We start from the raw sequence: 24,006 nt of genomic DNA on the forward strand, positions 1-24,006 counted from the left end.
GTTACTTTTAACGTACATTCATTTCACCTATAATATTGTGCGATCTTTGGCGTTCCTATCCCTTTTCTCACCACCACCCAACGCTTACGACTAGATACTCTCTTCCAGCCATTGCTGCAACGGTGTATCTTCGGTCAGTTCACCGAGCAGTATGTGACGGAACTCCCCATCCCTATCAATGACCATTGTTGCGGGCAAACCCGTTATACGGTACATACCTGATATGTTGCCAGTCACATCAATGATCACCGGAAAATCAAACGCCTGCTTATCCATAAACTCACGGATCGTGCCCTTCGATTCCCCCACGTTAACAAACAGGGTTTCCACGTCGTTCTGATAGTTCTGAGCAATCTGGTGAACGAGCGGCATCTCCCTTACACAGGGCGTGCACCATGAAGCCCAAAAGTTAATCATGACGGCTTTGCCCCGATAATCCGACAGCTTGACTTGTTCGCCTGCTGAATTAACCGCTGTAAACTCAGGAGCCACGGCACCAGCTTCAATGGCGTTACCTCGCTGAGATTCGGGTGTCGATACATTTGTGAAAATGGCCCATGCACCTGCTAACAATGCGACCACACCAATCAAAATTGTAAGTGTACGTCTGCTTTTAAAACTCTTCTTCTGCATTAAACTCACCTTCACTTTAAACCAAGACTTTGATGAAATGCTGCATGGAGCGAACCGAATTGATCACAAAAGTCGTGAGTAGAGCCCTCTCCAACATTTCGTCCATGGTTCATGAATATCACCTGATCTGCAATATCGTCTGCGATCTCCAGCTGATGGGTAGAGAAAACTACCATGTGACCATCCTGTTTGATTCCCTTGAGCAGCTGAGTTAATTCCTGCATCCAGAATGGGTCCAATCCATTCGTTGGCTCATCCATGATGAGCAGTGGAGGTTTCGACAGCACAGCCTGGGCGAATAACACACGTTGGCGCATGCCTTTGGAGAAGGTCGTAACCCGGTTTTTCTTTTGATCCTCCAAACCTACCATGGTCAGTACTTCCTGTACTCTCTCCTTGGGAACTTTCCTCAGAGAAGCCCAGAACAGAAGCATTTCCTCCGCACTCAGTCCTTGATTAAATTGATAATCGTCCGGCATATATCCAATCTGCTCTGAATAACGCTTGCGCTCCTTCAACCATCGAACATTGTTCACCGCAACATCACCGGAGGTAGGCCGAAGAATTCCTGCGATCATACGCAGCACCGTGCTCTTTCCTGCACCATTCCCTCCACAGAGGGCAAGCACTTGGCCTGAAGTAATGCGAAAGGAGATATCCTCAACAATTGGTTGCTTTTTAATGGATTTGCACAATCCCATCACTTCGAGTCCCACTTTATCCATGAGAACGCCCCCTCTCCCAGATCGCATATACCGCCAGGACAGAGAAGGCAATCCAGAATAGGCATATCCCGATGAAGATCCAACTGCCACTTGGTTGTTGCACCCACTCCACCCATCGATAATATTCTGGTCCAAGAATGGAGCCGCCTCCCAGTTTGATGACTACAAACAATCGCACCAGCTCGGCCGGATTGATGAGCGTTAGTATAATCAGCAACGGTTTCACCCATAGATAAGGCATCAGTCCCAGAACAGAGAGCAATAACGTCGGCCATCCAATGACAGCGAAGAACCATACGGTAACGGATATGGTTAACGCCTGCCACCGATTGCGCGACAACGAACCGATAAATAGCGCCAACGTCAGGAATAACAACACCAGTCCACAAGAAAATGCCAGAAAGAGAAGATATGTCACGGCATCCAGTGGATTCCCGATTACTCCGCTAATAACCCCCATCAGGCCGTATCCAAACGCAACAATGGTAATTAAAACAATCGAGAGCCCAAGATACTTGCCCACAATAAAAGACATCGTGCCAATGGGATACGTGGACAGCAGTTGCCAGCTACCGTCTTCCTTTTCAGATGTTAGTGAGAAGGAACCGAGGAACAGCGTCATTAATGGTAAGAGGTAAAGAATGAGATTCAACATCGAACCTGTTGTGCCCGAGTATCCTTCAACCAGATTCTGCGAATTCAGAAGCAACAAGCTTAAGCTAAATGTGCAAAAAAGGATCAGAAACGAATACGCCCAAGGATTGCGAAATCCCATTTTCACTTCTCGTCTTGCAATCTGTATCATATCTGACATCATTGATCACCATTTTCTATTGTCATACTTAGTGGCCTGACTCTTCTTTCATCTCACCTTCCTGATGTATCTCATTACCGTCTCCTTCTTCACCATGCCCATGTTCACCCATCATGTCCATATTCTCTGTGTTCTGTTTCCAGTCATGAGAGGCAAGATCCTCAGCAGTCATAATGGTTCCTACACCTTGCTCTGCAATGAAAGCTTCAGCCGAGGGCTTGTCCTTAAAGTTAAGAATTCCATAGGCCATAGGCGTGCGCAATGAAGCATCGTATACATACGTGGCTTTGCTGTATTCAACCCATTCCTTGTCATTATAATCACGTACATAGTCCATGCCGATGTTATCTGTGCCATTTTCTGTTTTCCACTGGTTCATGCAGCCGATATCATCGAACTTGTAATTTTGGCCGTCTTTCGTAGTGAGCTGTGTTGCATATGCATCGTCCTTCACCTGCATTTTACAGATCGCACAGATATCCACGTCTTCATTGATCGGCAATGCCGCGTATTTTGTTCCGCAAGCGGTTAACAGCACCATGCCAAACATAAGTACCATAACCATGGACCATCTTCTGTTCAAGCTTTTGTTCATTTTCGTAATACCCCCATATAGATGATTATAAAAGTTGCCATACTCAACAGAACTAACCCGAACATCCACACCATCTTGGAACCTGTAGCACTTTTCACTGACTTGTGCAGATCAGATTCCGTATCCATGCTCATTCGTGGCGATTTGTCGGTAGTCCATTGTTCTCTGCCTTCTGTAAACAACTCACTCAGAAAGACCATACCCGGTGATTGGAAAAAGAGCTGATACGCTGAATTTCGACTGACCAGTTGCTCATAAAAAGGATTGATGGCATAGGATATTTCACTGATCCCATCCCGATTCAGATCGAGCCCCTGAAAGGAGTCCCAGTAGTTCTCCATCAGGACATTATTCGGGCTCTCCAGCGCCGAAGCTTCAATGACATTAGACACCAATTGGTTACGTGTAAACTCATTAGCTTCTGCCAGAACAAGCTGTATGCCAACAAAATTCCGAAGTACCACATTGTCATGTATCTTATTGCCTGAGGATTCTGCAATATTCATGCCGACACGATTACCTTCCACTACATTGTTATGAACAGAGGATCGATGTACGTCATACAATAGAATCCCTTGGGAATGAACATTGGTACTCTGTTTGCGAAAAGAATTGCCCGATATGACCGTATTCTTGACGCCCATAATCATGGCACCTGTCATGTTCTCCTCTCCGATATTGTCCATGACAGAAGAGCCGTCAATGTACATACAGTGGATGCCGTACCTTGTATGTAACAGCCTGTTATTTTGCACCGTAGACTTGCGACTGTTTTCCAGATAGATTCCATCCCTCATGCCAGTGATCTCATTGGCTTCAATGAAGCTATCATGGGAGTTGTAGAGATCAATGCCATTGCCCTTCTGGCCACTGGAAGCAGAATCAGCCCCGGCCCACGTAATGTTGTTCCGCTGAATCGTTGCCTGACTCGAATTCCGGATGATCATCCCATACCCTTGGGTCTGAATATGCAAATCCGTGATTTCACTGTTTTTCCCTTCAACCTGAATCGCTGCAGTCTGTTCATTCGTATCATGTTCAATTGTAAAACCGCTCAATTTCACCCCATCCGAGCGAATCATTATCGTAGAGGTGGCTTCCGCATTAACAACTATGACCGTAGGATCACCTTGAATGGTGATGTTTTTGTCAATCGTCACGGGTCCAGAATAACGACCTGATGCAAGTTCAATGACTTCTCCAGGTGCAGAACGGTCAATCATAGGCTGAAGGGGAATGAGATCACGATGTCCGGAGGAGACAATGACTGCACCGTGTGGAAGGGATAGCAGGAGCATCATCATTCCGATTAGAAAAATTAAACCTGTAATCCGACTCTTCTTACAACTGTTGAATGCACCCAATCCTGCCCCAGGATTACTCATGATTCAAACCGCGCAATTCCGGCTTCTTGTTACAGTTGCTTATTGCTGTGGCAATGTATTCAACGGGTCTTACATTAGTCCAAAATATAGGTTGGTTGTACACACCATCCCTCCATTCCACTTAAATCAACTATTCATGACTCTAATTCATTAAAGCTAAGCTAAAAATGAAGCGTTATCACAATCCTGATCATAGTGTACTTAAAATGATATTTATTCCATATAGCTCAATTAGGCTATAGACGCTACATTTTTGTGTCGATATTGTGATGTAAATCAAAAAAAGCCGCCATATAGGCGACTTCTAAGTAATATATTATTCAAATGGATAGGTCCAAAATGTTTCTCTGCCAAAACGTTTCTTGATTTCTTCATTATTCAGCTCACGATTTCCTACAAGCTCTGCTGCCTGGAATTGTGAACGATGGGCACGAATGGACGCCATTTTTCGATCCAAAAATTCGGATACGTCAACAAATACATCCGGTTTGCCAATGTACTGTTCCTGATTATTAGCGAACGCAACGCAGTGAACAATCGGACGTTCATCCACAGGAAGTTTAGTGATTGTACGTATAACAGCAGCTCCCGTTGCATCATGATCGGGATGAACACTGTACCCTGGATAGAACGTAATGACCAGCGTGGGGTTTAACTCTTTAAGTAGCGACATGATGGTATCTTCCAGTAACTGTGGGTCTTCGAACTCCAGCATTTTATCGTGGAAACCCAGCATTCTCAGGTCCTGAATACCAATCGCTTCAGAAGCTTCGATGAGTTCCTGTTTACGGATGCCAGGCAACGTCACTCGGTTGGCAAATGGAGGAATCCCCATATTGCGCCCCATCTCACCAAGTGTTAGACAAGCATAGGTTACATGGGCACCGCCATCTATGTATTTGGCTAACGTTCCCGATACAGAGAAAGCTTCATCATCTGGATGTGGATATACCACCAAGATGCGCTCATGCTCGTTGTGTGTAGTATTCATGGTTATTCAATCCTCCGCTTTCATCAGAACATCTCTCGGCTTAATTGTAACGCCACAACTAGTTTACCTTGGCTGTCGTGACCGGCGAGAATCAGTCTTTCTTGTTCCTGCTCATCAATATGTGTAAGACCTTCGGCGTAAAGCCATCCCTGCGTTGTTTTCAGACCAACACGGTATGGACCTGTACCTGAAATGGACCCCTGCGTATATCGTATGGCCGCATTAGTAATGAATGCCGATGCTGGATGTTTTGTACTGTCCATGTGTTGTGCGTAAGCACCTGACGTAAGTTCTAGATGTACGTATAAGTCCTGATCAGCAAGATTATTGATCCGGAGCTGAATGTCTTGAGGTTTAATCGGTTGCATAGCGGCCTCCTTGTCTAATGTAATTGTACGAACTTCATTTTAACATAACCACACAAGAGAATATACATGGAGTGACCCTGTCGACCTCACATAGAGCCCTCTCATGATGATTCCAGTTTGAAAACAAGAACAGATTTGCGTGGTTTTTTCTCTTTTTATTCATGGATCATATCTATATTATGAAGTGTAGGCAAAAACGCCCGTGATGAAGAACCTTAAATTTTAAATGAATCTTGCTCCAACATGTTTGGAAAGGAGTTTAACTCGACTTGAAATCTCTAATACAACTACTTCATTTTGGCTATCATCAGGCCATGAGTTGCATATTTCCCGTAGCGATCTTTGGAACACTGGCACTGTCCAGCGTAATCCCGTTCCCCTTCCTTCATCGATATGATGCCATTCTGCTCGTATTGCTTGCTGTGCAGTACCTGATGTATCGAAGCGGCTTGGAAACCAAGGATGAAATCAAGGTCATCTGTGTATTTCACATTATTGGCCTGGTGCTAGAAATCTATAAAGTATGGATGGGATCATGGTCATACCCTGAGCAAGCATACAGCAAAATCCTGGGTGTCCCTCTTTATAGTGGATTCATGTATGCAAGTGTAGCCAGTTTTATGTGTCAGGTGTGGCGAAGACTGCGGATGGACATGACCGGATGGCCTGGTTTTGCACCTTCGATGCTGCTCGGAGCAGCCATCTATATTAACTTTTTCACTCATCATTTTATGCCCGATTTTCGCTGGTGGCTGACGGCGCTTGTATTTATTGTCTTCTGGAAAACCTGGATTATTTACCGGGTAAGAGCAACGACCTATCGAATGCCCTTATCGCTTGCTTTTATCATCGTTGGTTTCTTCATTTGGACTGCTGAGAACATCGCTACATTTTTCAATGCCTGGAAATACCCTGATCAGCATGATGCCTGGCAACTGGTTAGCTTTAGCAAAATTAGTTCGTGGTTCCTGCTGGTCATCATCAGTGTCATCATCGTTGCGCAGCTCAAATATGTGAAGGCCAATCGAACCGCAGATGATCCAAAGTCCAGGTAACTATTTATTCTCTAACCGTAAAACAGCAACAATCTTAGACTCGTACCTAAAGTCTTCGAATGCCGCTGTTTTTTGCGTGGTTCTATTTGAGATTATTCAACAAATAATGAGCCAAAGCCATCTGCCTCTTCAATGTCTTTATTGATTAAGAGGTTCTCCTTTTCATCATATGCTTTGATTGTATAAGGAGGAGTAGCTGATGAAGGCAGGAATGCATACCAGATTTGTTGGTTCTCACCTGCCTCAACCAGCTTCGCATCGAAAGTTTCGGGCTTTCCATTTTGCTTGATTTCAACAGTTACACGTTTGATAGTGGAGTCTATGATGTCACCAAATAACATCGGTAACGGGGCCGAGACTTTTTCCAATTTCGGTATGCTCATATAATTCAACGCAAACTTGGATTCAACTGATTCATTAATGGAATATCCTCCACCCCATACCCATTTCCATCCGAAAATGTTCTTGCGGGTATACTCCATCTGAAGATTACTGTTGTTTTCCCGACCCTTTTTGTGCGTGAACAAAATCATGCCCCCGTCCACAGCCTCCTGATGAATGAATTGGGAGGTATAAGATTCACCTCTAAATTCTTGAACGGCCCCTTGAGGACTGTTCGCTATAGGAATATGTATAGGTTCATTCAATCCCCAAACTTTGGATATCCGTTGATCGGCTAGCCCGCCAGCTCGTTCATTCATATACATATATGCCAAGATTGACAGGGGCGATAGTAAAATTACCATTGCAGTGATTAGCAAAATTCTCCTGTTACGCTTGATTATCTCCATGTACACTCCTTATGATAACGATGAAATATTAAATACAATCACTCTGATATTACCATAATTAGCATATTAGTTCTTGTTTAAGTATAATTCGGACAATCAAAAAAGGCCGCCATTGGCGACCTTTCAAGTCATTCATCGAAGCTATTCTCCCAGAAAGATTACTTCGGTTTCCAATTCAACTTGGAACGTATCATATACTTTCTTCTGAATAAATTGGATCAGATCCATATAATCCTGGGCAGTAGCGTGATCCACATTTACGATGAAACCTGCATGCTTCATGGAGATTTCAGCGCCTCCGATGCGAGTGCCCTGCAAGTTACAATCCTGAATCAGTTTACCGGCAAAATGTCCTTCGGGTCGTTTAAATACACTTCCACAAGAGGGGAATTCAAGCGGTTGCTTGGATTCTCTTAGGAACGTTAATTCCTTCATTTTGCTTGCAATATCTTCCTTGTTTCCTTTTTTGAGCCCGAATTCGGCCTCCAGTATGATATAGTGATCCATCTTGAAGAGACTATTTCGATAACCAAACTTCATCTCTTCTCGCGGGATCTCCAACACTGTACCGTCTTTGGTGATCACAGTTGCACGTTCAACAACATCGGCGATCTGACCGCCATAAGCACCGGCATTCATGTAAAGTGCGCCCCCCGTGCTGCCAGGAATGCCACAAGCAAACTCCAAACCGGTCAAGCTATGCTCCAAAGCATGTCTGGATACATCAATGATATCAACGCCGCTTTGCGCAATCATGCTGTCCTCATTCACTTTAATTTGATCAAAGTGGCTAAGAGAAATCGTTACTCCCCGGATACCCCCGTCTTTAATAATGACGTTTGAGCCTTTTCCAATGACCGTCAGAGGTAACTGATGTAAGTTGGCAATTTCCACGATTTTAGTGATTTCGTCTATCGTTGTTGGATGGATGAGAATATCTGCGTTGCCACCTATTTTAATAAACGTGTGATTTTTTAGTGGTTCATTGAATTTCACTTTTTCCAAAGGTATCTGATGCTCAAAAATATTCATGATTTTCTCTCCCTGAATTCATAAAGAAATGATTGCACCATCGCGAAAATGAGATGCTCCTTCTTTATTATATGCTAAATAGGAGATTTTGTTTGAATTTATGTTGTTTTCATTATAATTAATCGCATTCTCTTTAGATTTTGAACTTTTCCGTGAGTTCCTGCATGGAAGCAAGCTGTTGCTCTGTTGCCGGAACTACATGATTATGAGAGTTCTATGTCTGTTTGAGTCAGCTTGGCTGATAGCTCCCATAAACGAATAGCTTGCTCGGGGTCGATAGCATACTTCTTGACCCCATAGAAACCTCCATCCTCTGGAGCCAATTCACTGATGTCACAATCCTCGCAGTAGACACCGCCTTTTCCCTCAAGCTGAGGCGAAGTTGCTGCCCAGACTTGCGTTGCTGCACCTTGTTCAGGTGTTTTGAACGCAGGATTGGCCACTTGTCCAGATTCATCAATCCAGCCCAGAGCAATCATTTCCTCTTGTGGCATATGACGCTGTAGTGGTGTCATAATTCCGCCTGGATGAACTGAGAAAGCCCGTACTCCGTGCTCTGCACCTCGACGATCCAGCTCAACGCTGAATAAAATCGTTGCTGTTTTGGACTGTCCATAGGCAGGGAATTTCTCATAGCCATGTTCAAATTGGATGTCATCCCAACGAATCGGTGAGAAATGATGTCCCGCTGATGCCAAGGAAACAACACGTGCTCCCCCCTGACTTGCAAGTGCTGGCCATAACAGATTAGTCAGGGCAAAGTGGCCCAGATGATTTGTTGCAAATTGAGCTTCCCAGCCAGGACCAACCCGCGTCTCCGGGCAAGCCATGATGCCCGCATTAAGAATCAGCATGTCAATGTCCCGATCACTCGCCAGAAACCGCTCCGCAAAAGCACGAACGCTGGATAAATCAGCGAGCTCCAATTCATCTATTTCAACACCTTCCAGACCCGAAAGTGCTTCCTTCGCAACCGCTGGACGACGTGCAGTCACCACTACACGGGCTCCCGCATTAACAAGCGCACGTGTCGTCTCCAACCCCAGGCCGGAATATCCACCCGTTACAATAGCAAGCTGTCCGGACAAGTCCAGATCCCTCAATACATCCTCCGCTGTATTATTATGGTTGAAGCCAGAGTCCATTTTATGTTGTAAAGTTCTAGTATTATTTTCCTGTGTCATTCTGTTCATCTCCTTAGTAATATTTCTACTTCTTCAAAGTCTACACCCTAGAGCGTACTCTAAGTCAAATGGAAGTGAATACATCAACTGCAACTTCTCCGTGCAATCTGTAAACGTAAAAAAGCCGCCAGTTGGCGACTTTCGTTGAAATGATTATAGGCATCCACGTTACGAATCACCCTGAACGGTGGATAACGAAACAAGGACCGGGCTGGCGAAATCAGAGGCCTCTTCTCCTTTTGGATTATGAAGACGGAATAAAAATGCTTCCTCTTCTTCTGATTTCCAGACCATATAATCGCTAATGCCTTCTTCACCAGAGGCCTGAAGATAAAGCTCGGCATGACCAAGCGGGTGTTCTACCAGTTCTCCACTATAATCAGATACCTTACCGGCTTTTACTAATTCTTCTTTACCTGCTGTCTCCAGTTCTGCCAGATTATAATCCGAAGGCAGTGGTTCAATATCCACATAATAGTCAGCGTTACTAGTCAGTGACAGACGGCCTTGAGCAGCATCAAATGTGAATTTCTCGAATACGTACAAGGAAAATCCTTCTCCTTGTTGCAAGGTCGCCTCTAGTGATTGATTGCCATCTGCGGTCAACATTTCAAAACTTGCGGTCTGTGGACGCTCCGTTTCATTTGCTTCTTCTGTTCCATCTGTTTCAGATGGTTGTTCATTTTCTGTTGAAGGTGCTGGAGTAGGTTCACCTACTGGCATTGATGGTTGAGGGCTAGGCAAAGGTTCATGACTACCAGAGCATGCTGCAAGTGTTAGAACTATAACGATTAACGAGATACTCATCATAATAGAACGTAGTTGAAACATCAGGTTCATTCCTCCCTGTCTATATTCTGCGCTTACATGTTATTACCCATGGCAGAGACTCGGAATCCATAGGTCCAACCTATGAGTTTATCCATAATCGCTATTTCCCTAGGGTCAGGGAAGAACCCCCGATACGGACACCTATGACCGTCAGCGCTGGTTAGAAGCGATTCATCAAAGTGGTTTGTCTGAGGAAGCCATCTCGGCTTCAATAGAAAGACGCAAGGTGGATATCAATGCCACGCTGGAGGATCAATTGGTGTGGTTGGAGGAAGCGGGGTTTCGCGTGGCAGATTGCATGTACAAATACTTGGACTTTGCGGTGTTTTATGCGCAAAAATAAAAAAAGACCGGATTATGGGCAGCTATGCCATGATCCGGTCTTCTCACATGATTTTCGTTTAGCGGCATATGCAGGTAAATCACTTATTTCAGCGATGCTGGCAGCTTAACGCCGAGAAGTTTGCCTTCGGTTTGGATGATGATCATTCCGTTTGTCTTTAACGTCGTGTTATGCAGATCTCCACCGGTAGAGACGCGGAAGACCGACTGACCCGACATCATGTTGAGGACAAGCAGGGTGCCGTTACGTTGCGCTCGATACATTCCTTTACCGTAAACATCGATCTGAGAAACGGGAGCATCACCATGCCACTGAACCTCCTGACCATTAGCCAGCTTGATGCCTGTAAGTTCTCCCGTGTTTCCGTTTTTGAAGATCAACCTTTCCTGTGTAACGCCAAGCCATACCATATTTTCGCCGTAAGGACGGTGAAAAGTTCGAAGTGGCGCGGGACCCGGCTTGGTTGAGGTCAACGAATACTCCGCTATCTTATCCCCTTGTAGAATGTATAGTTTGTCTTTATTGGAAAATATCCCTCCATACCCATTCACATACGGTGGATCCCCCGGCATGGTCCACTTATACTCCTGACTTCCTTTCAACACACCGGTCTTCAAGTTGTACGCATTCACTTTCCATTTGCGTTCTGGTGAAGACTCGTCATTTTCCAACATCGAAGAATAGTAGTCCGCTGAGTATACAAGACCGTCTTTGATCTGAATAGCTTCCCCCTGACCAAAATGACCCCATAGCTTCTTGCCCGTTTTCTTGTCATATGCATTAAGCTGTAAGGATGTAAGTGCCCCTTGGACAAAAAAGGTCCTCAGCACCACACCATTAGATTCTCTCAGATACTCAGTACCATTACCTTCACCTAATGGTTCATCTGCTTCCCAGCGCAGTTTGCCTGACTGGATATCCAGTGCAAACGTTGTACTCCCCTTAATCACGTAGAGGGTATCCACCGTTGGAATCAGAGCTTCCGTACGGTTATACGTATCAATCCAGGTGGATGTGCCTGACTGCCATTTTGCTTTCCCTGTCTTCGCATTCATGGCATATGGCTTGTGATCAATGGTCAGTCCGTAGAGAATCCCGCTTTGATAGGTAATATGAGGAGTCAGGTCTTTGCCGTAAGTCCACAGCTGTTTACCTGTTGTCGCATCGAGTGCAATCAACTTCGATCCAGCAAACGTGAATACTTTACCTTCTTCTGCGATGGCATTAACTCCAACATACGTCTCGTTCATATTCAGATAATTATCTACTTTTGCTGTCCAAGAAGGTTTCAGTTCAGGTACAGTGATTCGTTGATACAAATACCAGTTACGGATGGATACATCCGATGCTTCAGCATGTGCCTGCGATGGCAACACGCCGATAACGCCGTGAACCATCAGCATTCCGGCAGTAATACCTGCAATGATGGGTCTTCCTACTTTTCTTTTCCATTCCTTATTCATTTGACGTTTATGTATATTGACCATGGTAAATCCTCCTGTTATTAAAATCCTGAGATATAACTACATAAACATAACGTGTGATAAGTCCAAATAGTTACCGGATTGTTAAATTATTCAAAGGAAATATCAAAAAAGCCGCCACCAGGCGACTTCTTGATAAGTGTATTTTTTCGGAGATAAGTTGCGAACGTGACTCATTAATGAAGTTTCTACTTTACTTTAGTTGGATCTGGAATACATCACCGGAGTCCCCACCAAAAACGATAAAACCACTTTTCGGGAGCTTCGTCGATTCCTGATTGGTTGCTACAGAGAAGTCAACCATTTCCCCTTTATCATTATACACTGCATAACCTCCGGTCTTGGGAGAATCCACCGTGATGGATTTGTTACCCGATCGGGCGTCGATCGCATACCACCGGGCTTGACCGTTTGCCGGAATAGTCGTAATTCCTTTTTTTCCACCAAAGATTGGAGTAATCGCATCCTCGGCAATGTATTCCTGCCCATCCTGGAGAAGAATCTCGGCACCATTCTTTGTGTAAAATTGCAGATCAAACGCGTCTCTTCCGTTCATTACAGGAATCTCGGCGATATTCTCTGCGTTGTTTGCATCCATGATTTGCGTGCCATTGGCGTAACCATGTTCGGCGTCAACAGACAGGTTCTTGATCAACATCGATGGAAGCAGATAAAAGATCGATGTTATTTTTTCATCCAACGCGTAATATTTTGAGCCGTCACGAGCTGTCCATTTCTCTTTGGTTGTTGCGTCCAGTGCGTTATGATCCAGTTTTTGATAATCATACGTGTTCATTACCGTTTGACCTATGCCGGGTAACGTAATCATACCCTGAACTTTAACATACACCTTGTCATTACGTTCCTTCACAAAACTAGCTTTCACACTGCCATCCGCACTTGTAAAATGTTCGTCGCCTGTGTACACATATTTCTGCTCTGGAATAATTCCACCCAGCAAAGCAGGCAGTTGCATCTCACCATCCTTAATCGTTATATCCAATGTCTCTCCTACCGTACCATAGAGACCGGAGTACGCGCTTAATTCTGTTGGCATCTTCACTTTGTCGGGTGATGAGAAGGTCTGATCGGGTTTAACCTTGTCAATGATGCCTTGATCCGCCAGAACTTCCAGCAGCACTTTGCTGGCAAACATCTGATTGTAGATGGAAGATCCGCCAGATGATAGAACCGCCATTGAAATATCATGTTCAGGTATAGTGATTAACACGGCATGGTACAACATGGTATCCCCGCCTTTGGCAAGCGCGGTAACCCCATAATCGCTGAAAGGTGCAAGGTCAACCGAATCCCATCCCAAGCCATAATTGATCGTATTTTGCTCATCAGATACCCATATGCCCTTACGATATTCATGAGATTGCATGGCCTTCACAGCAGATTCGGACAGAATATCCGGTCTGTTCCCCATTAAAACCTCTCCGAATTGACTCAATTCTTCTGCGGTAGAATACACTCCGCCTGTGCCGATAATGTTTGCATTTTCGGTAGGCATCTTCATCTCAAGTGTAGGCCAATAGGTTTCGGATAATTGTGCTCTGTCAAAGGAATCTAGTGGTGTCTTCGTTGATTCCAACTTCAACGGCTCGCTGATGAACTTGGCGATATATTCGCTGTAGCTTAATCCACTCACCCGTTCAACCAGGATTTCAAGCAATTGAAAACCGTCATTGGCGTAGACGGAGTATGCACCAGGTTTGGATTTCAGTTTTTCGGACTGAAGTTTGAGCAATAACTCATCATGATTGCGGGTGTCATTATCTTCAAACAACATGCTGTTTCCATAATGTGTACCGTAAAGACCGGATGAATGATTCATCAACATGCGCGGTGTGATTTGAGTATAGCGCGCATCTGCCATTTTAAAGTCTTTGATATACGAAGTAAGCGGCTCATCCAGATCTATTTTACCGGAATCGACCAGCTTCATGGCGGCTGCCGTAACAACCATTTTGCTAACCGAGCCTATGCCATACATGCTATCCTTGTCTATTGGCTTCTGTGATGCCTTATCGTGCAATCCGACACTATCTGATAAAATATATTCCCCTTCATCCATGATCGCATATTGCACACTGGTGACACCGTAGTTTTGCACCATCTCCTTGGCGATCTGCTCCGCCCGTGCCTCAATCGTACCGCTGTTATTCGCCTCTGCTCTGACATCTGCCAGCGGTGTAATTACAAGCACCGCTGTACATAAAAGACTAATTAGTTTCTTCATCGTATGTCCTCCCTCAAATGTTCTTATGAATGAATTCATTATATCCGGGAAGAGACTGATCAAACGCAAACGGACCCTGAATGGAAAAAAACAACCCCTGAACGGCAGGTTCAGGGGTTGTCGGTGTGGAACGGAAGCACGACCATGTTGTTAAATTTCCGATGCTGATGCTCAATACTCATATGTCCACCATATTTCTCGCACATTCGCGATATATTGGTTAGACCGATCCCATGGTACTCCGGATTGGGCTTGTCACTTTTCAAGTCAACGATCGGTTGCTCCACATGATTCATAATCTGGATGACCAGTGTAGATGATGTGGAGTGAATGGCAATGAGGATGTATCGATCCTCGGCCTGTCTAACTTTCTTGGAGGCCTCAATTGCGTTATCAAGCATGTTACCAAGCACCACACACAGATCATATCGATCGATCTGGATATGTTGCGAGTGGAGCTGGACTTTGGTGTCGATTTTGATCCCGTTTGCCTGCCCCATAGCCAAGGTATTTGTAACGAGTGCATCAATGACCAGATTACCGGAGTTCACCCGCTGGTACGCACCTTCAATGGTATTTAATGTTGACTTGATATGGTCACCTGCCGCCGCCAGTTCGTTACGTTGGATACATTCATCAATATACAGAAATTGCTGATTAATATCATGGATGATGGATTTAATGTTTTTGAAACTGTGAACGGTCTTCTCATAGTTGGCATCCTGGTAGTCCATCTGACGCTGTAACTGGGTATTTTCATGCGCAAGCTGTACCTTTTCCACCATGTTGTCGAATACATATACAATGAACACGTTGAGAAATAGCGAGCCTAGTACAGAAAAGACGTAGAATATGTTTTTTTCACTATATATGGAGGCCACATTGATCTGATAGATCGTAATAATGGGTACGATAAGAAACAGCAAATAATAACGATAATGCACGGCAAAACTTCTGCGTTTAGCCACTAAACGTACAATTTGAATAACAATAAACATGATACTGCAACCAACCAGCATTACCTTGGAAAGAATCCAGTGGTTTTCTCCGTTGAACTGTTCCCATGAAATGAATTCTGTGGATTCCAAGACTCCGAGAATATATACAGCTATCGTATTTGCCATTGTAATCAGAACCGCATACAGGATGGTAAAAACAAGCTTGATTTTAAACTCCACTTCATAGGACTGTGCCAGACTGAAGATTAACAGCAGAGCAACAGCAGTAGAAATGATATCAGAGAAGGAAGAGACCAAATAAAAATAACCCAACATGAGAAATACCATGAAATAGATCGCTCTGCGCGGCTTACGCCTGGACTTGCCCAACACAGAATCAAAATAAAAGTTCGCCTGAAATGCCATAAGTAAGGTCACAAAGATGATGGAAAAGATCATATAGGTACCCATATCATTGAATCCTCATGATCATGTATTTGGTGTAGGCATCCTTGATTTCTTTGACCTTGGATCGACCTATGGGCAGTTCCGTTCCATTCAACATAATGACTTGGGTACCGGAAAACTTCTGAACATGCATCAGGTTAATGATAATCGAGCGATGTATCTGCAAAAAACCATGGTCTTTCAAACCAGATGCGTAGCTGGATAAAATGCCTTTGGTTTCATGTACATTTTCCTGTGTAACAAAATTCAACTTGTTCTTGATCGTTAAACTTTTGACGACCTCAATCCAGAGAATATCATCATATTTCAGCAGCAGTTCATCATAGTCTGATTTGATTAGTACATACTTTTTGTCCAATGCCTGAAAATATTGACACAGCTTAATCATCTTTTCCTCGAAAACTTGCGGCTGGATTGGCTTGATCAGATATTGAAAGGTGATGACATCAAAGCTCTCCACCATATATTCCGGGTAACTGGTCAGAAACATAATCTGTACATCCAGAAACTTCATGTTCCTGATCTCTTTAGCGGTCTGAATCCCGTTCATTCCGCCCATCTCCACATCCAAGATGAGAATATTGAATGTATCCCCAACCTCTCTGTAGTGTGAGAGCAATTGTTCACCAGATGTGAATAGGCTAATTTGAAAATCAAAATTGGTTTTTAGAGATAAGGAGACCAGCATGGATTTCACACGTTCTCGTTGCTGCTCCTCATCATCACAGATTGCAATATTGAACATGGGGGAACATCCGCCTTTCATCGACATCGACTCTGAATTTCACTCTCGAATATACTATTTTAGCATAGGTTTCGGAGTCGAATGGGGATGAAATGCATTATTCCGACCCTAAAACGCAGATCAACAAAAAAAGTCGCCACATTGGCGACTCTTGAGCTTGTAACCTTCTCCAGCATTCCTATGAAAAGTCCAGTCTGTTATTTTGTTTTTTTGGGGAAAGCATGGCGGTAATATCGTATTACCTTGCGATACATCGTCTTGTCCTTTAATTGATTGAATATATATGGGTCAGGTTTGACATTTACTTCAATAATCCAGGGTTTCAGACTGTGGTCAAGGCCGATATCCACACCAATTTGCTTAAGATGCGGGTACTTTTTTTTCATATGACGAGCTATGCGCAGGCTAAGCTCATTCATCTCTTGAATCAGTTCATTCCTGCGTTTGGTGGATGCATGTGATTTTAGCAGCTTGTGAATATCCATCGGTGTACCACCACTATGATAATTGGTTACGATTTTCTTTGGATGACCCAGTCGCCCGATGATTCCGGTAGCTTCCCAATGTTTGGTCGGGCTTAGCTGTATCATGACACGGATGTCAAAACGTCTGTTATTGTGCTTAAGCAGATGGATTCCTCTCTGAATCAGATAACTTCTTTTATTCACCAGACGAGTCAGACTGTTATAAAACGATTCAAAACTGTCAAACGTCAGGCGTTTTTGCTCGATCTGATAGACAAAATGTTGCTGACTTTCCCTCTCTGCCTTAATAACACCCATCCCGAAAGTACCTCTCTCGGGTTTGACATAGACCATTCCATATTTGCTGATCATGGATTTCAGATTCGTCTTGTTATATTTCTGTGTGTCGGGGATGAACGGTTTAATTAATTCATTATTAATGATCAATTTTGTTTTTAACCACTTGCTTCTTAACGGCTGCAACTTATCAACTCCCATGTCGTAAACTCTCCCTTCAGCAACCGCATCAAAGCCTGCTGTTTGATCAAGATCCTGCAAGCATTATATGTAATACCGATAAAGGAACCCTCAACAAAAGCCCCTATTCGTAAAAATGTATATTTGCACATGCCCTGACCAAAACACTTTTGCACACATACCATATAATGAGTCATCACGATTTGTGCAAGGAGTTGAGAAGATGTCTGTCCAGCCTGGAATCCGGTTGAACAATGCGCCTAAGATTGATGTTCTTATACCAGCGATCGAGAAAGATTTGGCTACCCTACCCCTCGTCATCGATAACATTCGCCGTTATGTAAAACATCCCATTGGAAGCATATATATTGTTTCTCCGGTCAGCACCAAGATCAGAAAACTCTGTTCCCTTAAAAACTGCATTTTTGTTAATGAGCGATCCGTCCTGCCTATAACCAAAAACGACATACACTACCAGTCCTCCCGATGGAATCGGTCAGGCTGGTTATATCAGCAGTTGCTCAAAATGAACGGAGATTCCATTGTGAAGGCAAAGTACTTTCTAGTCATGGATGCAGATACCGTACTGATTAAACCTCATTCATTTCTTGTAGAAGGCAAAACAGTCTTTTACTGCCGTGACTGGAGCCAGCCGGAATATTTCAATACCTACCGCAAGTTGTTAGGCATGAAAGCTCCGCGCCCCCGCTCTTTTGTCACCCATTATATGCTGTTCGACAAATCAAAACTCGCTGCCTTAAAACAGAAAATTGAAGCGGTTCATAAGCTGCCATGGTACAAAGCGATCATCTCCAATATCAATAAGAAGAAACAGTTTGGTTTCTCCGAATATGAAACGTATGCCAATTTTATGTATACGAAAAACCCAGGCAGCATGGTCCTTAGAAGTTCCAAGAATAAAAGTCTGAATGTGAACGCTTCTTCGTTAAAAGAGCAACAAATCCGCAATCTGGCTCTTAAATATCGTTCTCTTTCCTTTCATAAACGGAAAATCTATAGTAAAGCTCCCTGAGCTTAAGGAGGAAGCCCATGCATATCGTAATGCTGTGCGGCGGCTCTGGCAAAAGGCTCTGGCCGTTATCCAATGAGCTTCGCTCCAAGCTGTTCATAGATATACTTCCATCACCCGCTGGAGGTAGGGAATCCATGATCAGCAGAGTATGCCGCCAGCTTGACAGTTCATCCCTAACGGATTCAACACTCATTATTTCACATCAAGATCAGGCTAATATTACGGCACGACATACTCAAGGCAAAATACCAGTCATTGGGGAACCTTATAAACGAGGCACTTTTACTGCGGCGGCCTTAGCGACGTTATATCTGCAATCCTTCCGAATGGCCAAAGATGACGATGTGATCTGTATCGCGCCAGCTGATGTGTTCGCAGGTGAAGATTTTTTCAGCAACTTCCAATTACTGCCGGATATACTGAAACACTCTCAAGCCGATATCGCTTTAATTGGGACAAGGCCTACACATGCTTCAGAACAGTATGGATACATCCTGCCGGGTGGGGAAGAACGTAATGCTTATGCGCCCATAACACAATTTATAGAAAAACCCGAAGCCTCCATTGCTGAAACGCTGCTACAACGTGGGGCACTATGGAACTGCGGTGTGTACGCGTTCACTGTCGCGTTTATGATATCCCATATTAAAAAAATGGGGCTTCCGGTTCATTATGATCAAATGTTGTCCCTGTATGAAGCGTTGCCTGAACGGAGTTTTGACAAGCATGTTGCAGAAAAGGCACAGCGAGCCGTAGTCCTGCCTTATGAGGGAGTATGGCAGGATATCGGAAGCTGGGATACGCTGTGCGCACAGTTAGATACCCATGTAATCGGACACGGTGGAATCTCGGGTTCTTCCTCCGATTCCTATATTATTAACGAGCTTCCCTACCCCATCCAAGTCATTGATGTGCCAGGTATTATCGCTGCCGCAAGTCCGGATGGCATTCTCATTGCCAACAAAAATAATTCAAATGAAATTAAAGCGCAATTGGGTAACTTGCCATTAAAACCGATGTATGGTGAAGCAACCTGGGGCAGTTATCGTGTCATTGAGAGTTCGTTAGACAATGAGAATACAACTGTAACCACATTAAACATAACGGTTCTACCGGGCAAACATATCGGGTTGAACTGGCATAGAACTGGGTGTAGAGCATGGACCGTGCTTGCAGGCAGTGGGCAAATGCTTGTCAACGGAAAGGTCATGCAAGTGAGTATGGGCAATCAGTTCGCGATTACCAAGGAGAGTCTCTTTTCTATTCTGGCTGAAACCAGGATGGTGATCCTTGAGGTCCGGATCGGAGTAACAGAGGAAAAAGACAACATACTTTTTGAAGAAAAAGATTGGAATGTAATCCTAAAAAGTGCAGGTTCATTTAACGCATAATGAGAGAATGAACCGGTTCAATCTGCGTGTCTTATAGCCCCTTCCATTCGCGGAAGGGGCTAATTGGCATAATTAAGGGAAACCTGACACTTCTTCTCCCTATATCTTAGTTAAACAACTTGCGAAGTTCCTCTACTTCCAGACGTGCAACTGGCTGGTAAGCGGAACTTTGTACATAACGCTGGAAGCTGTATAACAACTGTCTGCCCTCCAATGTAGTCATCAGACGCTCCAGATTCAGCGCTCCCATCAGCACTCTCCCCTTCCGAACCCGACACTCCATCAACAGGCCGAGCTTGTGGTTTCGCTCAAAATTGTCAATGGTCTGCACGATCGGATTCAAGTCTTTATCCAACTCATCCAAGATGATCGATGACGACTCGGACACGATGCTCCACCACGGATAAGTTGAGTGCTCCTCTGTGACAAAATGTTCGAAGGCCGGATGATCCTGTTGAATTAACAAGCCCATTGTGCCCACAGGAACTTCTCTTTTCATATTCTCCGAGATGGATCGGAACATAGGGTAAGACCAGAAATCGGTGCTATAGAAACCTTGGATCGCGTGTTGAAGCTGATTGGGATTCGGGAAAAGTAAAATATCCTCGCCCTGCTCAAGCAGCGCCAACGCCTGTTCCGAGAGTTCGGTAAATAGATTCAAACCGCTCAGGTCCACTTCCTCCTGTCTCGGGTAGATCCACAGGTCGTAAGACTTACGGATATCCGTGCCCGGAATGGACAGTCTAAGCTCCACTTTGGTCATATTGGAGACTTCAGGAATGCGAATGCTGAGATCCGCGACATTCACATAATGTTCTCCATGGGTCGCTGGTAGGTCTGCTTTCCCTTCTGTAAGGGTGGAATCCTCACCATGTAGCTCCCACTTCAGATGACGTCCGTCCAATGCCTGTCTGCGGAAGTAACTTAGTTCAATGCGTGCTTCGAACAATTCACCCGCTTGATAATTATATTTGGGGAATCTCGCCAACAACACAGCGTCGGAACAAAACGTTCTCCACTCCTCCGGTGTAATCATGCCTTTGGAATCCATGAATGCGTCCAGTACACCCACCAGCGCCGTTCCCTGACCACTGAAATCCTGAAGATCCAGCAGCTGGAACCCGGCTAGTTGCTTCGAACGAAAAGCAGCTTCCAGTTCTTCCTTGTAACATGCGACCGCGAGTTTACCAGAGGCTCTGAAGTATGCTTCCGCCAGATGTCCCAGCCCTTTGGCATTCAGACGCTCTCGAAACACTTCGAAATTCTTGGCTTTGAGAGAACCCGTATACTTGTTGATCTCCTCGAAATTAGGAAACGTGGCGTACTGTCCAATTTCATGCGAGATGATTGGTACGTGTGAGACAAGTTGGTCACTTCCAGCTTCGGCCTGCACTGTTTTGGAACCAGTCCCATACTGAATCTGAATCTCTTTGTCCCCAGTCTGACCAGAAGGGTCAGCATCGCTGCCTTGCTCAGGTACAATATTTGAATCGTAATCTTTCAATGTATTTGGCAGGTCGGTCTGCACGTGACCGAGCGGAGCATCACACATCGCATATGAACCTCTGAACAGGCGCTCTTTGGAGAAACGAACCCCGCAGAAGAATTCACTTTCCTCCAGAATGTCCGGCACAAACTGAAAGTTATTCGAACCTTCGGTGTATAGATGACGATGATCATATGCTTTGTATGCCTTCAGGATCGAATTCAATCTGTCCTTGCTTCCCCATAGTTCATTCCCCATCGACATCATGACAAACGAAGGATGATTACCAAAAGCACGCAGCATCGCAAATCCTTCGCTAATCAAGTAATCCTGCTCGGCTTGATTATGCCCATCCGAAGATTCATCCGTAATCGTTCCCCAAAACGGAAGCTCAGGCTCCATGTAGATGCCGAGCAGATCCGCTGCAATAAAAGCAGCCTCCGGAGGACAACAGGTATGGAAACGGTAGTGATTGATACCGTAGGACTTGGAGATAGCGAGAATACGAACCCATTCATCCACATCTGTTGGCGCGTATCCCGTGAGCGGAAAGATCAGCCCGTCATGTTTGCCTCGAAGAAACGTTTTGCGACCATTAATGGTGAATTTGTCTCCAGCAGCCCGGAATTCCCGTAGTCCCGTCCATACTTCGGTGGAATCCAGCACTTCGCCGTCCTGATCTTGCAGATGAATATGAAGTTGGTACAGGTTAGGTTCATCATCGCTCCATAACATCGCATCTTCACCAATCTTGTACGTCAGCTGGATTTCCTGCGAATCCGGGGCGAAAATCTGTTCCTCGGTCGTATACACCGGATCTGCACTGACTGCAACAGCTGAAACCACGATTCGTACTTCTTGCAGGTCACCAACAAGTGCTGCCTTGATCTCGAAAGATCGAGTCGCAAGATCGGGATAGACCTGAACATTATCCAGGAAAACACGCTCGAAAAATTGAAGTTCCAATTTCCCAGTGATGCCGTTCCAATTCGTCTGCGTGTCTTCGGATGTAAGGTGACCCCCTTTGGTTGGATAATTGGTATTGTCCACACGAATCGTAATTGAATGTGTTCCAGCGGATAGCCCTGCCTCAATCTCGTAACGGTGAGGCGTGTTCAGACTGTTTTGTGTTCCGTATTCCCCCCCATCAATCCAGACTGTGGTAACTCTTGTTCGTTCCAGATGCAAGAAACAACGTTTGCCAGCCAAGTGTTCGGGAATTTCAATCTCTCGTGAAAACCAGGCATAACCCTCGAATAAGTACTCATCCGTCAGCGCACCGATTAACACATTCTCGTTTTTCTTGCCCTTGGCCGCATGAGATGTAGTATTTGGCAATGTAATAACGTCTGAGAAATTCAGACCACGTTCCACCTTATGTTCATCAAGTTGGAGTTTCCATATGCCTTCCAGATTTATTGCTTCTATCATGATAGTGTCCCCTTTTAGATTCATATAATCGATAAAAGTAATCGCTTCCAATGAACAGAAATCGTTTTCGAAAAACATACCTGTATTATAAACTCGATTGACGCCCTCGCATAGATCATTTACAAATAAAAAAGCCGCCAATGCTGGCGACATCTTATGGATACATATCCTATATCCTGAACAATTTTAAAATATGGTGGGAACCATGCCCCCGTCCATCCGGATGGGAGAGCCTCTGAAGGCGGAAGCACATGGGCTGCATACAAATGCAGCGAGTCTGCCTATTTCACTTGGCTTGATGAATCGCTGTAATTCGGACTGTGGCAGATTACTCTTCATAAAGTCTTTCTCTTTTTCCTCAAAAGTAAGTGCCTCATCAGGGTATATGCCCTCAATGATTTCTTGTACGTTTTCGGACAGTGTTGGACCTGGCAGGATCGTATTGATCGTAACCTCGCTCCCTGCTGTCAGTTTGGACAAACTTTTGGATAATGACAGCAGCATTGACTTGGTCATGCAATACTGAGGCATCTGGCCTGAAGGCATAAGGGCTTCTTCACTTGCGATGAAAATAATACGCCCGTCATTGTTTTTCACCATTTTAGGTAAATAAAATTGGGACAAGCCATTGGCAGCAAGTACATTAGTACGGAAATATTTCTCCCACACTTCATCATTTATGTCTTCATAACTCATGATTTCATATATCCCCATGTTATTGATTAATATATCAACTTCAGGAAATTTCTCGAATAAAGCTTGGCGTTGCGCCAGATCCACAAGATCAGCCGTAGCCTTTTGCGGAGAGGTCTCCGGAAAAGTAGACTTGATTTCACGAACGGTTTGTTCCACCTCTTCATCATTACGTCCATTAATCAGAACATGAACACCTTCTCGGGCGAGCTCAAAAGCTATTGCTTTACCGATTCCTTTTGTTGATCCTGTAACTAAGGCTGTTTTCTCTTTTAGTCCCATATCCATCCTGCATTTCTCCTTCATGATTACAACTATCCGGTAACCGTTTCTTGAACATTGCCAACAAGCTTCATACACCGGATAGGTATAATATTACGCAGTCTGAAGGACCTAGTAACTAG

Annotated in this window: 21 protein-coding genes; 3 read left to right on the forward strand and 18 right to left on the reverse strand. The window is 44.5% G+C overall.

Annotation, left to right across the window (positions count from 1 at the left end; all coding sequences use genetic code 11):
- Positions 1-90: 90 nt before the first annotated feature.
- The 7 genes from MKY28_RS11695 to MKY28_RS11725 form a co-directional block, all read right to left on the reverse strand.
- On the reverse strand, positions 91-633 hold the full coding sequence (locus tag MKY28_RS11695; protein ID WP_340936030.1) for a TlpA family protein disulfide reductase: 543 nt from the start codon (positions 631-633) through the stop codon (positions 91-93).
- Positions 634-644: 11 nt separating this feature from the next.
- The gene (locus tag MKY28_RS11700) at positions 645-1,358 is read right to left on the reverse strand and encodes an ABC transporter ATP-binding protein (protein ID WP_076317938.1); all 714 of its coding nucleotides are present in this window, start codon (positions 1,356-1,358) and stop codon (positions 645-647) included.
- A complete protein-coding gene (locus MKY28_RS11705; protein ID WP_036608083.1) occupies positions 1,351-2,172 on the reverse strand; it encodes an ABC transporter permease in 822 nt (273 codons plus the stop codon). The genes MKY28_RS11700 and MKY28_RS11705 overlap by 8 nt, the downstream gene beginning before the upstream one ends.
- 28 nt (positions 2,173-2,200) lie before the next feature.
- Positions 2,201-2,767 carry a nitrous oxide reductase accessory protein NosL gene (locus MKY28_RS11710; RefSeq protein ID WP_340936031.1) on the reverse strand — a complete coding sequence of 189 codons (567 nt, stop codon included), beginning with the start codon at positions 2,765-2,767 and terminating at the stop codon, positions 2,201-2,203.
- Positions 2,764-4,152, reverse strand: coding sequence for a right-handed parallel beta-helix repeat-containing protein (locus MKY28_RS11715; protein WP_340936032.1), 1,389 nt, complete (start codon positions 4,150-4,152; stop codon positions 2,764-2,766). The genes MKY28_RS11710 and MKY28_RS11715 overlap by 4 nt, the downstream gene beginning before the upstream one ends.
- Before the next feature lie 316 nt (positions 4,153-4,468).
- Complete coding sequence (gene bshB2, locus MKY28_RS11720) at positions 4,469-5,143, reverse strand: bacillithiol biosynthesis deacetylase BshB2 (RefSeq protein ID WP_036670850.1); 675 nt, start codon at positions 5,141-5,143, stop codon at positions 4,469-4,471.
- A gap of 23 nt (positions 5,144-5,166) precedes the next feature.
- Positions 5,167-5,511: a YojF family protein gene (locus MKY28_RS11725; protein WP_017688572.1), complete on the reverse strand. Its 345-nt coding sequence runs from the start codon at positions 5,509-5,511 to the stop codon at positions 5,167-5,169.
- Between the two features lie 269 nt (positions 5,512-5,780).
- On the opposite strand from MKY28_RS11725, the gene MKY28_RS11730 reads away from it, so the two are divergent.
- Complete coding sequence (locus tag MKY28_RS11730; protein WP_340936033.1) at positions 5,781-6,566, forward strand: DUF817 domain-containing protein; 786 nt, start codon at positions 5,781-5,783, stop codon at positions 6,564-6,566.
- Between the two features lie 92 nt (positions 6,567-6,658).
- Here MKY28_RS11730 and MKY28_RS11735 read toward each other — a convergent pair whose 3' ends face one another.
- The 9 genes from MKY28_RS11735 to MKY28_RS11775 all read right to left on the reverse strand — a co-directional run bounded on the left by MKY28_RS11735 (position 6,659) and on the right by MKY28_RS11775 (position 17,589).
- Positions 6,659-7,282, reverse strand: coding sequence for a hypothetical protein (locus MKY28_RS11735; RefSeq protein WP_340936034.1), 624 nt, complete (start codon positions 7,280-7,282; stop codon positions 6,659-6,661).
- A gap of 216 nt (positions 7,283-7,498) precedes the next feature.
- Complete coding sequence (gene murB, locus MKY28_RS11740; RefSeq protein WP_445670921.1) at positions 7,499-8,407, reverse strand: UDP-N-acetylmuramate dehydrogenase; 909 nt, start codon at positions 8,405-8,407, stop codon at positions 7,499-7,501.
- 185 nt (positions 8,408-8,592) lie between these two features.
- Complete coding sequence (locus tag MKY28_RS11745) at positions 8,593-9,573, reverse strand: SDR family NAD(P)-dependent oxidoreductase (RefSeq protein ID WP_340936036.1); 981 nt, start codon at positions 9,571-9,573, stop codon at positions 8,593-8,595.
- Positions 9,574-9,741: 168 nt separating this feature from the next.
- On the reverse strand, positions 9,742-10,404 hold the full coding sequence (locus MKY28_RS11750; RefSeq protein ID WP_340936037.1) for a hypothetical protein: 663 nt from the start codon (positions 10,402-10,404) through the stop codon (positions 9,742-9,744).
- A 426-nt stretch (positions 10,405-10,830) separates the two neighbouring features.
- A complete protein-coding gene (locus MKY28_RS11755) occupies positions 10,831-12,234 on the reverse strand; it encodes an outer membrane protein assembly factor BamB family protein (RefSeq protein ID WP_340936038.1) in 1,404 nt (467 codons plus the stop codon).
- Between the two features lie 190 nt (positions 12,235-12,424).
- Positions 12,425-14,476, reverse strand: coding sequence for a serine hydrolase domain-containing protein (locus tag MKY28_RS11760; RefSeq protein WP_340936039.1), 2,052 nt, complete (start codon positions 14,474-14,476; stop codon positions 12,425-12,427).
- A 110-nt stretch (positions 14,477-14,586) separates the two neighbouring features.
- Entirely contained in the window at positions 14,587-15,885 is a 1,299-nt protein-coding gene (locus MKY28_RS11765) for a GHKL domain-containing protein (protein WP_339187531.1), read from the reverse strand.
- A gap of 1 nt (position 15,886) precedes the next feature.
- Positions 15,887-16,627 (reverse strand): LytR/AlgR family response regulator transcription factor, encoded by a 741-nt coding sequence (locus MKY28_RS11770; RefSeq protein WP_074094992.1) that lies wholly within the window; start codon positions 16,625-16,627, stop codon positions 15,887-15,889.
- 197 nt (positions 16,628-16,824) lie between these two features.
- Positions 16,825-17,589: a YheC/YheD family protein gene (locus MKY28_RS11775; protein ID WP_036608114.1), complete on the reverse strand. Its 765-nt coding sequence runs from the start codon at positions 17,587-17,589 to the stop codon at positions 16,825-16,827.
- A 202-nt stretch (positions 17,590-17,791) separates the two neighbouring features.
- Between MKY28_RS11775 and MKY28_RS11780 the strand changes: the two genes are divergently transcribed.
- Positions 17,792-18,601: a DUF6492 family protein gene (locus MKY28_RS11780; protein WP_047842887.1), complete on the forward strand. Its 810-nt coding sequence runs from the start codon at positions 17,792-17,794 to the stop codon at positions 18,599-18,601.
- A 17-nt stretch (positions 18,602-18,618) separates the two neighbouring features.
- Positions 18,619-19,992: a sugar phosphate nucleotidyltransferase gene (locus tag MKY28_RS11785; protein ID WP_340936040.1), complete on the forward strand. Its 1,374-nt coding sequence runs from the start codon at positions 18,619-18,621 to the stop codon at positions 19,990-19,992.
- Between the two features lie 106 nt (positions 19,993-20,098).
- Here the strand turns inward: MKY28_RS11785 and MKY28_RS11790 are convergent, their stop codons facing one another.
- A complete protein-coding gene (locus tag MKY28_RS11790) occupies positions 20,099-22,909 on the reverse strand; it encodes a glycoside hydrolase family 2 TIM barrel-domain containing protein (protein ID WP_340936041.1) in 2,811 nt (936 codons plus the stop codon).
- Positions 22,910-23,095: 186 nt separating this feature from the next.
- Positions 23,096-23,890 (reverse strand): SDR family NAD(P)-dependent oxidoreductase, encoded by a 795-nt coding sequence (locus MKY28_RS11795; protein ID WP_340936042.1) that lies wholly within the window; start codon positions 23,888-23,890, stop codon positions 23,096-23,098.
- Positions 23,891-24,006: the final 116 nt, after the last annotated feature.

This window comes from Paenibacillus sp. FSL R5-0473 (assembly GCF_038004565.1).
Taxonomy (GTDB): Bacteria; Bacillota; Bacilli; order Paenibacillales; family Paenibacillaceae; genus Paenibacillus; species Paenibacillus amylolyticus.

Excerpts from the sequence above, each read along its gene's own strand:
- MKY28_RS11695 (WP_340936030.1), bottom strand. The coding sequence starts at position 633 with ATGCAGAAGAAGAGTTTTAAAAGCAGACGTACACTTACAATTTTGATT.
- MKY28_RS11700 (WP_076317938.1), bottom strand. The coding sequence starts at position 1,358 with ATGGATAAAGTGGGACTCGAAGTGATGGGATTGTGCAAATCCATTAAA.
- MKY28_RS11705 (WP_036608083.1), bottom strand. The coding sequence starts at position 2,172 with ATGTCAGATATGATACAGATTGCAAGACGAGAAGTGAAAATGGGATTT.
- MKY28_RS11710 (WP_340936031.1), bottom strand. The coding sequence starts at position 2,767 with ATGAACAAAAGCTTGAACAGAAGATGGTCCATGGTTATGGTACTTATG.
- MKY28_RS11715 (WP_340936032.1), bottom strand. The coding sequence starts at position 4,152 with ATGAGTAATCCTGGGGCAGGATTGGGTGCATTCAACAGTTGTAAGAAG.
- bshB2 (WP_036670850.1), bottom strand. The coding sequence starts at position 5,143 with ATGAATACTACACACAACGAGCATGAGCGCATCTTGGTGGTATATCCA.
- MKY28_RS11725 (WP_017688572.1), bottom strand. The coding sequence starts at position 5,511 with ATGCAACCGATTAAACCTCAAGACATTCAGCTCCGGATCAATAATCTT.
- MKY28_RS11745 (WP_340936036.1), bottom strand. The coding sequence starts at position 9,573 with ATGACACAGGAAAATAATACTAGAACTTTACAACATAAAATGGACTCT.
- MKY28_RS11750 (WP_340936037.1), bottom strand. The coding sequence starts at position 10,404 with ATGTTTCAACTACGTTCTATTATGATGAGTATCTCGTTAATCGTTATA.
- MKY28_RS11755 (WP_340936038.1), bottom strand. The coding sequence starts at position 12,234 with ATGGTCAATATACATAAACGTCAAATGAATAAGGAATGGAAAAGAAAA.
- MKY28_RS11760 (WP_340936039.1), bottom strand. The coding sequence starts at position 14,476 with ATGAAGAAACTAATTAGTCTTTTATGTACAGCGGTGCTTGTAATTACA.
- MKY28_RS11765 (WP_339187531.1), bottom strand. The coding sequence starts at position 15,885 with ATGGGTACCTATATGATCTTTTCCATCATCTTTGTGACCTTACTTATG.
- MKY28_RS11770 (WP_074094992.1), bottom strand. The coding sequence starts at position 16,627 with ATGTTCAATATTGCAATCTGTGATGATGAGGAGCAGCAACGAGAACGT.
- MKY28_RS11775 (WP_036608114.1), bottom strand. The coding sequence starts at position 17,589 with ATGGGAGTTGATAAGTTGCAGCCGTTAAGAAGCAAGTGGTTAAAAACA.
- MKY28_RS11780 (WP_047842887.1), top strand. The coding sequence starts at position 17,792 with ATGTCTGTCCAGCCTGGAATCCGGTTGAACAATGCGCCTAAGATTGAT.
- MKY28_RS11785 (WP_340936040.1), top strand. The coding sequence starts at position 18,619 with ATGCATATCGTAATGCTGTGCGGCGGCTCTGGCAAAAGGCTCTGGCCG.
- MKY28_RS11790 (WP_340936041.1), bottom strand. The coding sequence starts at position 22,909 with ATGATAGAAGCAATAAATCTGGAAGGCATATGGAAACTCCAACTTGAT.
- MKY28_RS11795 (WP_340936042.1), bottom strand. The coding sequence starts at position 23,890 with ATGGATATGGGACTAAAAGAGAAAACAGCCTTAGTTACAGGATCAACA.